The 15354-nt window shown below is 74.3% G+C and carries 14 protein-coding genes and 1 riboswitch; of the genes, 13 read left to right on the forward strand and 1 reads right to left on the reverse strand.

Translation table 11 applies throughout. The annotated features are described in order from the left end of the window. The first annotated feature begins 137 nt into the window (after window positions 1-137). The 8 genes from ACSUPV_RS02610 (at window position 138) to ACSUPV_RS02645 (ending at window position 8647) form a co-directional block, all read left to right on the forward strand. Complete coding sequence (locus ACSUPV_RS02610; RefSeq protein WP_382608773.1) at window positions 138-674, forward strand: GNAT family N-acetyltransferase; 537 nt, start codon at window positions 138-140, stop codon at window positions 672-674. A 26-nt stretch (window positions 675-700) separates the two neighbouring features. Beyond that, window positions 701-2593, forward strand: coding sequence for an ABC transporter permease subunit (locus tag ACSUPV_RS02615; RefSeq protein ID WP_382608776.1), 1893 nt, complete (start codon window positions 701-703; stop codon window positions 2591-2593). Next, entirely contained in the window at window positions 2590-3900 is a 1311-nt protein-coding gene (locus ACSUPV_RS02620) for an MDR family MFS transporter (RefSeq protein WP_382608778.1), read from the forward strand. The genes ACSUPV_RS02615 and ACSUPV_RS02620 overlap by 4 nt, the downstream gene beginning before the upstream one ends. Window positions 3901-4133: 233 nt before the next feature. Next, window positions 4134-5558, forward strand: coding sequence for a serine/threonine-protein kinase (locus ACSUPV_RS02625; RefSeq protein WP_436946827.1), 1425 nt, complete (start codon window positions 4134-4136; stop codon window positions 5556-5558). Between the two features lie 188 nt (window positions 5559-5746). Continuing rightward, a riboswitch (cobalamin riboswitch) is annotated at window positions 5747-5932 on the forward strand. Between the two features lie 30 nt (window positions 5933-5962). Beyond that, complete coding sequence (locus tag ACSUPV_RS02630; RefSeq protein WP_031117658.1) at window positions 5963-6664, forward strand: energy-coupling factor ABC transporter permease; 702 nt, start codon at window positions 5963-5965, stop codon at window positions 6662-6664. Next, on the forward strand, window positions 6661-7035 hold the full coding sequence (locus ACSUPV_RS02635) for an energy-coupling factor ABC transporter substrate-binding protein (protein WP_037764353.1): 375 nt from the start codon (window positions 6661-6663) through the stop codon (window positions 7033-7035). The genes ACSUPV_RS02630 and ACSUPV_RS02635 overlap by 4 nt, the downstream gene beginning before the upstream one ends. Window positions 7036-7040: 5 nt before the next feature. After that, entirely contained in the window at window positions 7041-7790 is a 750-nt protein-coding gene (cbiQ, locus tag ACSUPV_RS02640; RefSeq protein WP_031117656.1) for a cobalt ECF transporter T component CbiQ, read from the forward strand. Then, the gene (locus ACSUPV_RS02645; RefSeq protein WP_037764356.1) at window positions 7787-8647 is read left to right on the forward strand and encodes an energy-coupling factor ABC transporter ATP-binding protein; all 861 of its coding nucleotides are present in this window, start codon (window positions 7787-7789) and stop codon (window positions 8645-8647) included. The genes cbiQ and ACSUPV_RS02645 overlap by 4 nt, the downstream gene beginning before the upstream one ends. A gap of 53 nt (window positions 8648-8700) precedes the next feature. Here ACSUPV_RS02645 and ACSUPV_RS02650 read toward each other — a convergent pair whose 3' ends face one another. Then, window positions 8701-9837, reverse strand: coding sequence for an amidinotransferase (locus ACSUPV_RS02650; RefSeq protein WP_382608786.1), 1137 nt, complete (start codon window positions 9835-9837; stop codon window positions 8701-8703). A 103-nt stretch (window positions 9838-9940) separates the two neighbouring features. Between ACSUPV_RS02650 and ACSUPV_RS02655 the strand changes: the two genes are divergently transcribed. The 5 genes from ACSUPV_RS02655 to ACSUPV_RS02675 all read left to right on the forward strand — a co-directional run bounded on the left by ACSUPV_RS02655 (window position 9941) and on the right by ACSUPV_RS02675 (window position 15316). Beyond that, entirely contained in the window at window positions 9941-10618 is a 678-nt protein-coding gene (locus tag ACSUPV_RS02655) for a maleylpyruvate isomerase N-terminal domain-containing protein (protein WP_436946828.1), read from the forward strand. A gap of 145 nt (window positions 10619-10763) precedes the next feature. After that, the gene (locus ACSUPV_RS02660; RefSeq protein WP_031117652.1) at window positions 10764-11567 is read left to right on the forward strand and encodes an alpha/beta fold hydrolase; all 804 of its coding nucleotides are present in this window, start codon (window positions 10764-10766) and stop codon (window positions 11565-11567) included. Then, the gene (locus ACSUPV_RS02665; RefSeq protein WP_037764367.1) at window positions 11567-12988 is read left to right on the forward strand and encodes a PP2C family protein-serine/threonine phosphatase; all 1422 of its coding nucleotides are present in this window, start codon (window positions 11567-11569) and stop codon (window positions 12986-12988) included. Before ACSUPV_RS02660 ends, ACSUPV_RS02665 begins: the two co-directional genes overlap by 1 nt. Continuing rightward, window positions 12985-13317: an STAS domain-containing protein gene (locus ACSUPV_RS02670; protein WP_031117649.1), complete on the forward strand. Its 333-nt coding sequence runs from the start codon at window positions 12985-12987 to the stop codon at window positions 13315-13317. The genes ACSUPV_RS02665 and ACSUPV_RS02670 overlap by 4 nt, the downstream gene beginning before the upstream one ends. Before the next feature lie 184 nt (window positions 13318-13501). After that, complete coding sequence (locus tag ACSUPV_RS02675) at window positions 13502-15316, forward strand: ABC transporter ATP-binding protein (RefSeq protein ID WP_078650899.1); 1815 nt, start codon at window positions 13502-13504, stop codon at window positions 15314-15316. The last annotated feature ends 38 nt before the right edge of the window (window positions 15317-15354 follow it).

Consider the following 15354-nt stretch of genomic DNA (forward strand, 5'->3'; position numbering starts at 1 on the left):
CGCGTCGACCGCGGGCTGCGTGGGGGCGGTGAGAGACACGGGCGGGCCCCTTCGGGCTGAGGGCGACGCGCTGATGGGCTGATGGGCGTCGGCGGCCCCCGGTCCGGGCCGAAAACCTTCTTGCATATGATGCGCAAATGCGTGACTACAGCATCAGGGAAGCCACGGCAGCCGACATCGACGGGGCCCGGGTGGTGATGCTCGACACCGTGTACCGGGACTTCGACACGGGGTACGTGCCGCGCTGGCACGCCGACATCATCGACCCGGTGTCGTTCTACGTCGCGCCACCGCGGCACACGCTCCTGGTGGCCGTGGACGAGCGCGACGGGACGGTGGCGGCCACGGCGGCGCTGGACGCGCGCGGGCCGGCGCATCCGCCCAACCCGCGCTGGCTGGCCGAGCGGTTCCCCTCGGGCGAGACCGCGCAACTGCGGCGGGTGTACGTGCGCCCCGAGCACCGGCGGCGGGGCCTGGCCCGGCAACTCGTGGAGGGGCTACTGGAGTTCGCGCGGGCCGACGGCGGTTACCGGTCCGTCTATCTGCACACGTATCCGCACTCACCCGGCGCCATGGGCCTGTGGCGGGCGCTGGGCAAGGTGCTGTGCGACGAGCGGGAGGAAGTCCCCGGCGGGGGCAGCGGGGTCGTGCACTTCGAGATCCCCTTCGCCTGAGCGCAGTGGTGTCGACGACCTCCTCCGTGACCAGGGGCCTCGCCGCCCTGCGCGTCCTCGCGCGGGGCGGGGGCCCGACGCTGCTGTGGCGGGCCGTGCTCACGGCCGCCCTGGTGGGCGCGATCGGGCTGCTGCCGTGGCTGTCGCGCACCGACCCGGCGCTGACCGTGCTCAAGGCCCGCTCGGCCGACCGCGACCCGACACCCGAGACGCTGCGGGCCGTCCGCGACCAACTCGGCCTCGACGACGGCCCACCGGCGCTGCTCGGCCGCTGGCTGGGCGGTCTGCTGCACGGGGACGCGGGCACCTCGTGGGTGTCCGGCGCCGAGGTGCTGCCCGGTGTGCTGCAGGCCCTCGGCGCGTCACTGCTGCTGATGGCAGGGGCCCTCGTGGTCGCGGGGGGCACGGCCGCGGCGGTGTGCGCCCGTACGCTCCGGCTCGGCTCGCGGGGCCGGCTCGGTACGCGCCGCCCCGGCGGCACGGCGTCCGCCGTGCTGGCGGCCCTGCCCGAGTTCCTCGTCGCCTCGGTGCTGGCCTCCGTGATCGGCGTACAGCTGGGCTGGCTGCCCGCCCTGGGCTGGTACGGGCCGCAGTGGATGGTGCTGCCCTCGCTGGCCCTCGGTCTGCCCGCCGGGGCGGTCCTCGGACGGATGCTGGACGACCTGCTGCCCGGCGCGTTCGCCGAGCCGTGGGCGCTGGCCGCGGCGGCGCGCGGGGTACCGCCGAAGTCCGTGGCGCGGCAGGCGGTGCGGCGCTGCGTGCCCGGGCTGCTGCCGAACCTGGGCCTGTTCGTGGTCGGTCTGACCGGCGGGTCGGTCGCCGTCGAGCAGATCTTCGACATCCCGGGCCTGGGCCGGCTCACCCTGCAGGCCGCCCTGGCCCAGGACCTGCCCGTCCTGCAGACCGGCACGCTCGCGCTGGTCCTGCTCGCGGCCGCCGCCGGGATCCTCGCCCGGCTCACGGCCCGGCTGCTGATCGGGCCCGCGCTGCGCGACGGCGCCCTGCGCTCCCCGCACCCGCCCGGCCGGCGAGTGTCGCGCGCATTGCCCCTGCTGTACGGGGCGCTGCTCGCCGCCGTCATCGGCCTCGGCCTGCCCCGTGACGCGGTCGCCCTGGACGCCCTGGGCCGGCTGCAAGCCCCTTCGGCGGCACACCCGTTCGGCACGGACGCGCTCGGCCGGGACGTCCTCGCCCGGGTCTCCCACGGCGCGCTGACCACCCTCGGCACCGCCCTCGCGGTGAGTGCCGCCGCGCTGTTCGCGGGCCTGCTGCTGGGGCTGCTGCCGAGGCTGTCCGGGCCGCTGGTGGACACGGTCAGCGCCGTACCGCCGGTCCTGGCCGGTCTGCTCGTCGCCGGCGTCGCGGGCAGCGGCTCCTGGACACCGGCGTTCGCCGTGGGCGTCGTGGCCTGGGCCCCGCTGGCCGCGCACACCTCCTCCCTGCTGCGCCAGGAGCGCGCGACCACACACCTGGCCGCCACCCGCGCGCTGGGCGCGGGGCGCCCGTACCTGCTGTGGCACGAGCTGCTGCCCGCCGTGCTGCCGCCGGTGACCCGGCACGCGCTGATCCGGCTGCCCGGCGTCGCACTGAGCCTCGCGGCGCTCGGCTTCCTCGGCCTGGGCGCCCAGCCGCCGTCGCCCGAGTGGGGCCTGCTGCTCGCCGAGAACCAGCCGTACGCCGAGCGCGCCCCCTGGGCCGTCCTCTTCCCCGCCGCCGTGCTCGCCCTGCTCGGGGCGCTCGCGGTGACGGCCGCGGGCGGCGTACGGCTGCCCCGGCGGCGCGCGTGGCCCGGCGGCCCGGCCGCACCGCCCGGGGAGCCGGTCGACCCCGCCCCGGGCCCTCGGCGGAACCACCCCGACGCCCTCCTCGTCCCCGTGTCCTCCTCACCGACGTCCCCCTCACCGACAGAAGAACGATGACCCACCGCATCTCCCGCGCCCCCCGCCGAACCGCCCGTCCGTCCAAGGCCCCGCGCAGTCCCCGCGCCCCGCGCGAGAGCACCTGGCGGCTCTGGAAGGACCTGTCCCCGCTGCTGCGGCTGCTGATCCTCACCCAGCTCGCCTTCAACATCGGCTTCTACGCCGTCCTGCCGTTCCTCGCCGAGCACCTGGGCACGGCGATCGGCATGGCGGGCTGGCTGGTCGGGTTCGTGCTCGGGCTGCGGACCTTCAGCCAGCAGGGGCTGTTCGTGGTCGGCGGCTGGCTCGTCGACCGGTGGGGCGTGCGGCCGGTCGTGCTGGCCGGCTGCGTGCTGCGCATCGCCGGGTTCGCGTGGCTCGGGTACGCGGAGGCGACCTGGGCCGTGATCGGGGCGGTGCTGGTGATCGGTTTCGCCGCCGCGCTGTTCTCCCCCGCCGTGGAGTCCGAGGTGGCCCGCCAGGCGGTGGTCTGGGAGGAGGAGGGGCACGGCTCGCGCACGCGGGTGCTGGCCCTGTTCAGCGTGGCGGGGCAGGCCGGGGCCTTCGTCGGACCGCTGCTCGGCGCGCTGCTGCTCGCCGTCGACTTCCGCACCGCGTGCCTGGCCGGCGCCGCGGTCTTCGTGCTCGTCCTCGCCGGGCACCTGTGGCTGATGCCGCAGCACATCCCGGGCCGGGTCCGCGTCCGGGAGCGGGGCGGGGTGCGCGCGCTGCTGCGCAACCGCCGCTTCCTGGCATTGTGCTGCGCGTACGGCACGTACCTGCTCGCCTACAACCAGCTGTACCTGGCCCTGCCGGACGAGGTGCAGCGCGCGGCGGGCTCCCAGGCGCCGCTGTCCTGGCTGTTCGCCCTGTCCTCGGTGCTCGTGGTGTTCGCCCAGCTCCCGGTGACCCGCTGGGCGGGCGACCGGCTCGACCTGCGCCGCTCCATGACCGCCGGGCTGCTGCTGATCGCGTCCGGCTTCGCGGTGGTGGCCGCCGCCCGCCCCGCCGGGTGGACGGGCACCGCCGGGCTGCTGCCGGCCGCCGGGTTCGTCGTGCTGCTCACCGTGGGGCAGATGCTGGTCGTGCCCGCCGCCCGCGCCTGGGTCCCCGACCTCGCCGAGGAGGGCCGGCTCGGCCTGTACATGGGTGCGCTGTCCTCCGTCTCCGGCCTGATCGTGCTCGTCGGCAGCGCCGCCACCGGCTCCCTGCTCGACCCGGACCTGCCCGCCGCGGTGCCCTGGCTGGTCCTCGCGGCCGTACCGGCCCTGGCGGTGGCGCTGCTGCCGCGCCGGGAGGAGCGGACGGGCCCCGCGGACACCCCCTAGGGCCGGTCGTTCGGATGACGCCGCAGACGCGGGCCCGGCAACCGCGCGGGCGGGAGCGTCACTCCCGGGAGCGACAACGCGCCCCCGGGCTTTCCGGGACGTACCGTGCGGGGTCACCGCCGGGGAGCACACTGATCATCCGGCGCCAGTATCCTGGGTCGGCTGCGGCACCCCCCACCAATCCCCGCGCGAACGCGGGGAGTTCGGCCTGCGGCGACGACCTTCCCACACGCATGAGACGAGGACGAGTGCTGCTAGCGGGCCGCTACCGGCTGGAAGTTGAGATCGGGCGCGGTGGAATGGGAGAGGTCTGGCGTGCGTACGACGAGACGCTCGCCAGAGCGGTGGCCGTCAAGCTGCTGCTGCCCCAGGACACCGACGCCACGGCGGCCTCCCGGTTCCGCCTGGAGGCCCAGACCGCCGGGCGTCTCAACCACCCGAACCTGGTCGGTGTGCTGGACTTCGGCGAGTACGACAACCGGCTGTACCTGGTGATGGAGCTGGTCGAGGGCGACAGCCTCGCCGGGGTGCTGGCCGCGTCGGGAGCGCTCCCCGCAGGCCGGGTGGCCGATCTTGCCGCCCAGGCCGCCGCCGGGCTCGCCGCCGCGCACGCGCAGGGCATCGTCCACCGCGACATCAAGCCCGCCAACCTGCTGCTGGACGCGGGCGGCACCCTGAAGATCGGCGACTTCGGCATCGCGCGCTTCCTCGACGATCCCGGCGCCGCGCTCACCGCCACCGGACAGATCGTGGGCACCGGCCTCTACCTCGCGCCCGAACGCGCCCTGGGGCAGCCCGCGGGGCCCGCCTCCGACATGTACTCCCTGGGGTGCGTGCTCTACCAGCTTCTCAGCGGCCGCCCGCCGTTCCAGGCGGACACCGCCGTCGCGCTCCTCCACCAGCACCTCGACAGCGCCCCGGTGCCGCCCCGCGAGCTCGGTGTCGCGGATCTGCCGCCGGCGTTCGAGAGCTACCTCCTCGGACTCCTCGCCAAGCAGCCCGAGGACCGGCCCTCGGCCCAGCAGGCCGCCGAGTGGTTCGCCGGCGGCGCCTGGCGGGGGCTGCCCGAGCCACTGCCGGAGGCCGCGTCGCCGGTGCCGTCCTCCGCGCCGGCGCCGTACGCGCCGGCCGAGCCCCGCAGCGTCACCACCTACGCACTGCCGGGCGCCCCCGCCCTGCACACCACCCGCACGCCCCACGCCGGGCGCGCGCGCCGCTCCGCGCCCCGCGACGGCCTCGGCAACCGGCGGCGGGCGGCCGCGACGATCGCCGGGGCGGCCCTCTTCCTCGCCGCGATGCTCGCCGGCATGCTCTGGTTCTCCCCCGACAACACGGCCACGGAGGGCACGGAACCCGACGCGTCACCGACCGCGAGCAGCCCGGCCGCCACCCCCTCCGGCGGTTCCGCCTCGCCCCTCTCCTCCGCCCCGGGCACGGACACGGCTCCGGCCGCCGGCACCGTGGCCGATGTCACTCCGCCCACGACTCCGTCCCCGTCCACCGCTCCCCCCTCTCCCACTCCGAGCCCCGCGGCCCCCACGCAGGAGGCGACCGCCGACGCACCGCAACAGGCGGAGCAGCCGCGGCAGGAGAAGCCCCGCCAGGTCCGGCCGGTCGGGGACGGCGACGACGACGGGGACGACGGGGGCAACGACTGACACGGCCCGCCGGCGAGCCGGGCGGAGGAGGTGGCGTTGCCGTACGCGACCACCGCCGCCGGCGCGGGACCATCCGGCGCCCGGGGCGCCGCCCGTCTCGCGCGGATCCACGGCGGCATGCGCCGGTGTGCGAGCGGGCGCCCCCACACGCGCCCCCTGCGTGGCTTGTCATCGCCCTTATCCCGGCCTTATTGTCACCACGCCTTGGTGAACGGGAAATCCGGTGTGATGCCGGTGCGGCCCTCGCCACTGTGAATCGGGAAGTCCGGCTCCGGCCCTCACGGGCAGCCACTGGGTCCTGAAGGACCCGGGAAGGCGGAGCACGGGCGGTGGTACCCGTCAGCCAGGAGACCGGCCAAGGCGCGTCAACCATCCACGAGGTGCTGGAGAGGGTCTGCTGAGCCATGCACATAGCCGAGGGTTTCCTGCCTCCGGCGCACGCGGTCGCCTGGGGCGTCGCGTCGGCGCCGTTCGTCGTCCACGGAGTCCGGTCGCTCACCCGTGAAGTGCGCGAGCACCCCGAGAGCACACTGCTCCTCGGTGCCTCCGGCGCCTTCACGTTCGTCCTGTCCGCCCTGAAACTGCCGTCGGTCACCGGCAGTTGCTCCCACCCCACCGGCACCGGGCTGGGGGCCATCCTGTTCCGCCCGCCGATCATGGCGGTCCTGGGCACCATCACCCTGCTCTTCCAGGCGCTGCTGCTGGCGCACGGCGGCCTCACCACGCTCGGCGCCAACGTCTTCTCCATGGCGATCGTCGGGCCCTGGGCCGGATACGCCGTCTACAAGGTGCTGCGGCGGTACGACGTGCCGCTGATGGCGGCCGTGTTCTGCGGGGCGTTCGTGGCCGACCTGTCCACCTACTGCGTCACCAGCGTGCAGCTGGCGCTCGCCTTCCCGGACCCGGGCAGCGGATTCCTCGGCGCGCTCGGCAAGTTCGCCTCCATCTTCGCCGTCACGCAGATCCCGCTCGCGGTGAGCGAGGGCCTGCTGACCGTCCTCGTGATGCGGCTGCTGGTGCAGTCCAGCAAGGGCGAGCTGACCCGGCTGGGCGTGCTCCTCGCCGGGAAGCGGTCGCGGACCGAGACGGAGGCGGTGGCCCGATGAACCGGAACACGAAGATCAACCTGGTGCTGCTGCTCGTCGTGGCCGCGCTCGCCGTGCTGCCGCTCGCGCTCGGCCTCGGCGACCACAAGGAAGAGCCGTTCACCGGCGCCGACGCCCAGGCGGAGACGGCGATCACGGAGCTGGACCCGGACTACGAGCCCTGGTTCACGCCGCTGTACGAGCCGCCGTCCGCGGAGATCGAGTCGGCGCTGTTCGCCCTCCAGGCGGCGATCGGCGCGGGCGTCCTCGCCTACTACTTCGGCCTGCGGCGCGGCCGGCGCCAGGGCGAGGAACGGGCCACGGCCCGTCAGCAGGCCGCCGACGCGGACGCCGTGGGCGTCCCCGGAAAGTCCCCGGCCGACGGGGCCTGAGCCGCGTGCTGCCGATCGACGCGGCGGCGCACAGCAGCCGCTGGCGCCGCCGCCACCCCGTGGACAAGGCCGTGCTCGGACTCGGCCTCACCGTGTTGGCGATCTCGCTGCCGCCCTGGCCGGGCGCGGCCCTGGTGCTCGTGGCGGCACTGTCCCTGCTGCTGGGGCCGGCCGGTGTGCCCGGCCGACGGCTGTGGCGGGCCTACCGGGTGCCGCTCGGCTTCTGCGTGACCGGCGCGCTCCCCCTGCTCGTCCAGGTCGGTGGGCCGGAGGGCTTCGTCTCCCTCGCCGGTGACGGGCCGGTGCGGGCCGGGGAGTTGCTGCTGCGCACCTCGGCGGCCTCCCTGGGCGTGCTGCTGTTCGCCTTCACCACGCCGATGTCCGACCTGCTGCCCCGCCTGGTGCAGGCGGGCGTGCCCGCGCCCGTCGTCGACGTCGCCCTGGTGACGTACCGGATGAGCTTCCTGCTCCTGGACTCCGTGCGCCGCGTCCGGGACGCCCAGGCCGCCCGGCTCGGGCACACCGGCCGGGCCGCGGAGTGGCGGTCCCTGGCCGGGCTGGGCGCCACCGCGTTCGTCCGGGCCTTCGACCGGGCGGCCCGCCTCCAGGCCGGTCTCGCCGGGCGCGGCTACGACGGCACCCTGCGCGTCCTGGTGCCCGAGGCCCGCGTCTCCGTCCGCTTCACCACGGCCAGTTGCGCGCTCCTCGCGGCGCTGGCGGTGCTCACCTTCGTGCTGGAAAGGCCGCTGACATGAGCGAGGCCGCCCTCGTCGCCCTGCGGGGCGCGTCCTTCGCCTACGAGGACGGCCCGGCCGTGCTCAGCGGCCTCGACTTCGAGATCCGCGAGGGGCGCGCGCTCGCGCTGCTCGGCCGCAACGGCAGCGGCAAGACCACGCTGATGCGGCTGCTCAGCGGCGGACTGCAGCCGCACCGGGGCCGGTTGACGGTCGACGGGCAGCCGGTGACGTACGACCGCAAGGGCCTGACCCGGCTGCGCACGACCGTTCAGCTGGTGGTGCAGGACCCGGACGACCAGCTGTTCGCGGCCTCCGTCGAGCAGGACGTGTCGTTCGGGCCGCTGAACCTCGGCCTGGACGACACGGAGGTGCGGGCGCGGGTGGCTCAGGCGCTCGACGCCCTGGACATCGCCGCCCTGGCCGACCGGCCCACCCATCTGCTCTCCTACGGGCAGCGCAAGCGGACCGCCATCGCGGGCGCGGTCGCCATGCGGCCCCGGGTCCTCGTCCTCGACGAGCCGACGGCCGGGCTCGACCCCGACGGGCAGGAACGGCTCCTCGACACGCTCGACGGGCTCCGCGCCCGGGGCACCACGGTCGTGATGGCCACCCACGACGTCGACCTCGCCCTGCGCTGGGCCGACGACGCGGCGCTCCTCACGCCGTCCGGCGTCCGCACCGGGCCCGCGCCGACGGCACTGGCCCGCACCGATCTCCTCCGGGAGGCGGGGCTGCGGCTGCCGTGGGGCGCCGCCGCGGCGGAACTCCTCCGCGCCCAGGGTGTGTTGGCCGAGTCGGCGCCGGGCCCGCGAACGCCGGACGAGCTGGCCGCCCTCGCGGCGGGACAGCGGCCGACGACACCCCGGAGCGGCTGAGGGGAGTGCGGTCGGTCAGTTACGGTCGGTCAGTTACCGTCGGTCAAGCACGATCAGTCGAAGTACGACTGGAGCGAGCCGCGGCGGCGGATGTCGAGCGTCGCGCAGTGGAACGAGCCGCCGAACGGCGCGTAGTGCAGCAGGTCGCACGGGATCGGCTCGAAGCCCCACTTCTCCAGCGCGCGCAGCATGCCGGTGTGGTGCCGCTCCGCGATCACCCGCCGCTCGTCGATCATGAGCACGTTCATGCTGAGCCACTTGCCGCACATCGAGGTGACCCTGAGCAGCCGCTCGTCGATCGGCTCGGGCTCGGGGGCGACCAGGACGTCCCAGGAGTCCAGGACGGCGGGCAGCCGGTCGACGTCGATGTACTCGGGGTTGACCAGCACCTTTCCGGGCGCGAGCAGGACGAACGTCGTGTCGATGTGCATGGGCGTGCGGCAGCGGCTCTCGATCTCGTGGATCCGGTACCCCGGCCCGAGGTGGCGGCGCAGCCAGTCGATGCCCATCGCGTTGGTGACGTTGCTGCGCGTGACGAACAGGTCGCGTCCCGCCCGGACGAAGTCCGCCGCGTCGAAGACGGGCTCGAACTCGGTGAGGATGTACCGCATGGGCTCGCCGTCCTCCGGGACGCGGAAGTCCCGATCGAACAGCTCGTCCGTGAGCTGCGGCCTGGGCGCCGCCGTCCAGCGCGCGCCGCGCCGGAAGTAGTCCTTGAGGATCGGGCGGTAGGAGTGCGTCTCGAAGTACCGGCACGGCCACGCCATCGGGGTCTCGATGATCTCGTCGCCGATCACGAGCATGCTGTCGCGCGGACAGGTGTTGCAGAAGCCGCGTGAGGACCAGTCCGGGGTGGCGAAGCGGCGCCGGTGGTCGACCGCGTCCGGGCGCCGGACCGTGACGCCGAGGGACTCCAGCAGGCCGACGAACCCGTCGATCTCCTGCTGCGCCTGCTCGACGAGCACGCGTGGGTACCGGAAGCCCGCGGCGAGCCCCTGCAGCCGCCCGGCCCACGGGGGCACGTTGCAGGTCACCACCGGGTGGTCGGAGGGGATCGTCGCGCCCTCCAGGCGCCCGACGATGATCTCCTCCAGCGGATCCCACTCGGTGTGCGAGTTCACCGGCGACACCTGCTGCTCCACCAGCTCGCCGGTCGGGGTCGGTACTCCTGGATTCTGCAGGACCGCCATGCTCACCCCCTCGGAGTCGCGGGCTTCACGGATGCCACCGCTACCCAGCCGGTTGCCCCGAATTCGCTTGTCCACGCCCGCGGCGCCGCACTACGTTGCCGAGATGGATCATCACGGTGCCGACGCGGATCTCTTCGCACGCTCCTGGACGGCCTTGAGCGAGGCGGTCGCCGGTCTCTCCGACGAGGACTTCGCCCGGCCGTCCGGCTGTACGGGCTGGCTGGTGCGGGACCTGGTGTGCCATCTGGTCATCGACGCCCAGGACGTGCTGATCACCCTCGCCACCCCTTCCCGCCAGGAGCCGACCCGGGACGCGGTGACCTACTGGGAGGTCTCCGGCACACCGCCGACCGGCGACGACCCGCTCGACGCGCTGACGGTGCGGCTCGCCGCGGCGTACCAGGAGCCGCACCTGCTCAAGTTCCACCTGGACGACGTCGGCTCCGCCGCCGGCCGCGCGGCCCTGCTCGCCGACCCGGCCGCCAGGGTCGGCACCCGCGACGAGGTCCTCACGGTGGCCGACTACCTCTCGGTGTACGTCCTGGAGTGGACGTTGCACCACCTCGACCTGATCGCGTACCTGCCGGACCCGGAGCAGCCGCCGGCCGAGGGGCTCACCCGGTCCCGAGAGTTGCTGGAGCGGATCGCGGGGAGCCCGTTCCCCGCCGCCTTCCACGACCTGGACGCACTGCTGGTCGGGACCGGGCGGCGGGCGCCGACCGAGGCGGAGCGGGCCGAGCTCGGCGATCTCGCCGCGCGGCTCCCGCTGTACCTGGGCTGACCGGCTCCCCCCCCGGCTGACCGGCTCCCTGGCTGGGCTTCGGGCTTCGGGCTTCGGGCTTCGGGCTTCGGGCTTCGGGGAGGACGATCGCGCTGCTCAGGAGCCCGCCGTGGGACGGTCCCGGGTGAGGTGGGAGCATGGGGGCATGGACATCCGCCGCCGGAACAACGTCAACGTCACCGGTCGCGACGACGCACCGGTGCTGCTGCTGGCCCACGGGTTCGGCTGCGACCAGAACATGTGGCGCCTGGTGGTGCCCGCGCTGGCGGAGCGGTACCGGGTCGTGCTGTTCGACTACGTCGGCTCCGGCGGCTCGGACCTGTCGGCGTGGAGCGAGGAGCGGTACGCCTCGCTGCACGGCTACGCCGCGGACGTCGTCGACGTGTGCGAGGAGCTGGATGTGCGGCAGGCGGTGTTCGTGGGGCACTCGGTCAGCGCCATGGTCGGGGTGCTGGCGGCGCAGGCCGCGCCCGAGCGGATCGGGGCGCTCGTGATGGTGACGCCCTCGCCCTGCTACATCGACGACGAGGGCTACCGCGGCGGCTTCAGCACGGCGGACATCGACGAACTGCTGGACTCCCTGGAGGCGAACTACCTGGGCTGGTCGTCCGCGATGGCCCCGGTGATCATGGGCAATCCGGAGCGGCCGGAGCTGGGCCGGGAGCTGACCAACAGCTTCTGCGCCACGGACCCCGACATCGCCCGGGTCTTCGCCCGCACGACCTTCCTCACCGACAGCCGCGAGGACCTCAAGAGCGTGTCCGTGCCGACCCTGGTGCTGGAGTGCGAGCAGGACGCCATCGCGCCCCGCGAGGTCGGCGCCTACGTGCACGCGGCGATCCCGTCCTCCCACCTGGTCACGCTCGCCGCCACGGGGCACTGCCCGCAGCTGAGCGCGCCGGAGGCCACCGCCGAGGCGATCCTCGACTTCCTGGAGTCACGGCAGTGATGTGTCGCGCCGGCGGGGTGCCGGACCCCGCGGGGAACGGGGCCGGCATGGACGCGGCGTTCACCGCGCTGCTGGAGGACAGCGCGGAGGACCTGTACGAGTCGGCGCCGTGCGGCTATCTGTCCACGATGATGGACGGCACCATCGCCAAGATCAACGCGACGCTGCTGGACTGGCTCGGCCTGGAGCGCGAGGCCGTGGTGGGCCACAGGCGCTTCGCGGACCTGCTCACCGTCGGCGGGAGGCTGTACCACGAGACGCACTTCGCGCCGCTGCTGCGCATGCAGGGCGAGCTGCGCGGTGTCGCCCTGGAGATGCGGAGGCAGGGCGGCGGCCGGCTGCCCGTGCTGGTCTCGGCCGTGGTCAAGCACGGCACCGGCGGCGAGCCGCTGCTGATCCGTACCACCGTCTTCGACGCCTCCGACCGCCGCTCCTACGAGGAGGAACTGCTGCGGCGCCGCAAGGAGGCCGAGCGGGTCCGAGCCGAGGCCGAGCAGGCCCGCGTCGAGGCGGAGCAGGCCCGCGTCGAGGCCGAACGCGCCCGGGCGGAAGCGGAACGGGCCCGTGCCGAGGCCGAGCGGGCCCATGCCGAGGCGGACGAGGCCAGGCGGCAGGCCGAGGCCGACCGGACCCGGCTGGCCGCCGCGCTCGCCGTCCTGCAGCAGTCCCTCGTGCCGGACTCGCTGCCCGCCGTGCCGGGCCTGGAGACGGCCGTGCACTACCACACGGCCGCGCCCGACCAGCTCGGCGGCGACTTCTACGACCTGTTCCCCGTCGCCGGCGGCCGCTGGGCGTTCTTCCTCGGCGACGTGTGCGGCAAGGGCCCCGAGGCCGCCTCCCTCACCTCGCTGACCCGCTACACCCTCCGGGCCGCCGCCCACCACGATCCGGAGCCCGCCTCGGCCCTGGCCACGCTGAACGCCGTGCTGCACGACCGGTACACCGCCGGCGGCGACCCGCGGTACTGCACCTGCGTCATCGGCGTCGTCGAGCCCGGCGGCGAGCACGGGTCCGTGACCGTGCGCATCGCCTCCGGCGGCCACCCGCCGGCGCTCGTCCTGCGGTCCGACGGCAGCGCCGAGTACCTGCCCACCCCCGGCGGCCTGCTCGTCGGCATCCTGCCCGGCGCGCCGATCGGCACGGCGGAGACCGTGCTGGCCCCCGGCGACACGCTGGTGCTGTACACCGACGGCCTCACCGAGGCCCGCACCGGCCCCGGCCGCGACGACCTGTACGGCGAGGACGCCCTGCGCGCCTTCGGCGCCGGTCACGCCCCCGCCGGACCACGCGAGGTGATCACCGCGCTGACCGGGCTGCTGGAGAGCTTCGGTGAGGGTCTGGACGACGACACCGCCCTGCTCGCCCTCGGCGTCCCCGCCGCCCCGTCCCCGACCCGCCCGACCACGAGCCCCACCTCATGAAACCGCTGACCATCGACCACCGCTCCACCGCGACCGGCCCCGTCCTGCGCGTGGCCGGCGACCTGGACTTCGACCAGGCCCCCGAACTGCGCCGCCGGATCGGCCTTCTGCCCCTCGCGCCGGGACAGTGCCTGGTCCTCGACCTGTCCGGGCTGGAGTTCTGCGACTCCTCCGGCATCACCGCCCTCCTCGCCGCCCGCCAGCACGCCCTGGCCGCCGAGGCCGACGCCGTCCTCGCCGCCGTACCGGCGAACCTGCTGCGGGTCCTCACCCTCGTCGGTCTCGATCAGGTCTTCACCCTGCGCCCGTACAGCGACCCCGCGTCCTGAGTCCGCCCACCGTGCCTCTTGGCGCTCCCCGGACACCACCGCCGGGCCGGAAAACACTTGGACTGCGCGGTCGCGGTCGCGGGACACTTCCGGACTCGAACCGAAATCCACACATCCGTTGCGGTGATGGCCCCTGCCCGCACACCGCGCGTGGCGGCGGGCCACAGGACGACACAGGGGTGGGATGGAAACGCCTGGAACACGCAGGGTTCAGCCGGGCAGGCGCTCGGTACTCCTCGCACTTCGCTACTACGGACGGGAGTTGACCCGGCTGCGCCGGTGGACGGCTCCCGCGATGCTGCTCTCGGCGCTGGGCAACATCGGAATCAACTACGTCGCGCCGCTGATCGTCGCCAAGCTCGTCGGCGACATCGCCGGTGATGAGGACCTCACCGTCGCCTCGGCACTGCCGTACGTGCTCGGCTTCGCCGGTGTCCTGCTGCTCGCGGAGGCACTGTGGCGCGTCGCCCTGCACTGCCTCAACCGGCTCGACGCCCTCGGCATCGAGCACCTGTACGTGATCGGGATGGACGAGCTGTTCGCCAAGGACGCCGCGTTCTTCCACGACAACTTCGCCGGTTCGCTGACCAAGCGGGTCCTCAGCTTCGCCTCCCGCTTCGAGCAGTTCGTCGACACGGTGACCTTCCAGATCGTGGGCAGCTTCGTGCCGCTGGCGTTCGGCGCGGTGGTGCTGTGGCGCTACGAACCGCTGCTCGTCGTCGGCCTGCTGGTGATGATCACGCTGACGGCGGTGCTGGTGGTGCCCCTCATCCGGCGCCGCCAGGTCCTCGTCGACCAGCGTGAGGAGGCGATCGCCCGGGTGTCGGGCCATGTCGCCGACAGCCTGATGAACATGGACACGGTCCGGGCGTTCGCGGCGGAGGAGCGCGAGGCCGCCGAGCACCGGGCCCGGGTCGCGATGTCGCGCCGGCTCACCGTGCGGTCGTGGGACTACGGCAATCTGCGCATCGACACCCTGGTCGCGCCGATGTCCGTGCTCACCAACGCCATGGGTCTGCTGCTGGCGGTCATGCTCGGCGGGGGCGCGCACGGCGTGGAGGCGATCGTGGTCGCCTTCGCCTACTACAACAACGCGACCCGGATCATGTTCGAGTTCAACCAGATCTACCGCCGGCTGGAGAGCTCGATGACGGAGGCGGCGCAGTTCACGGAGCTGCTCCTGACGCCGCCGACGGTGCTCGACCCGCCGGCACCGGAGCCGCTGCGGCCCCGGGCCGCCGATGTCCGCTTCGAGAAGGTGAGGTTCGCGCACCGGGGTGGCCGGCCGCTGTTCGACGGGCTCGACCTGACCGTGCCGAGCGGGGCGAAGGTCGGCCTCGTCGGCCGGTCCGGCGGCGGCAAGACCTCGCTGACCCGGCTGCTGCTGCGGATGACGGACATCGACGGCGGCCGCATCCTGGTCGGCGGCCAGGACATCAGCCGGCTGCGCCAGGCCGACCTGCGCGGTCAGATCGCCTACGTGCCACAGGATCCGGCGATGTTCCACCGCACCCTGCGGGAGAACATCGCGTTCGCCCGGCCGGACGCCGGCGACGCCGAGATCCGGCGGGCGGCCGAGGCGGCGCACGTCACGGAGTTCGCCGACGCGCTGCCGGACGGCTTCGACACCATGGTGGGCGAGCGGGGCGTCAAGCTGTCCGGGGGTCAGCGCCAGCGGGTTGCGCTCGCCCGGGCGATCCTGCGGGACGCGCCGATCCTGCTGCTCGACGAGGCGACCAGCGCGCTGGACTCCGAGAGCGAGCTGCTCGTCCAGGAGGCGCTGTGGCGGCTCATGGAGGGGCGGACCGCGCTGGTGGTGGCGCACCGGCTGAGCACGGTGGCCGGCATGGACCAGTTGGTCGTCCTCGACCGCGGCCGGATCGTCGAGCAGGGCACGCACCAGGAGCTGCTCGCGCTCGACGGGGCCTACGCGAGGCTCTGGGAACACCAGTCGGGCGGGTTCCTCGACGACACCGCCGGGCGGGCCGAGGTGCTGTAGCGCGGGTCCGGGGGCCGTCTCCCCGCCTGGGGAGGCGG

Origin of the sequence: Streptomyces sp. SudanB52_2052 (assembly GCF_964272415.1) — a bacterium.
Taxonomy (GTDB): Bacteria; Actinomycetota; Actinomycetes; order Streptomycetales; family Streptomycetaceae; genus Streptomyces; species Streptomyces olindensis.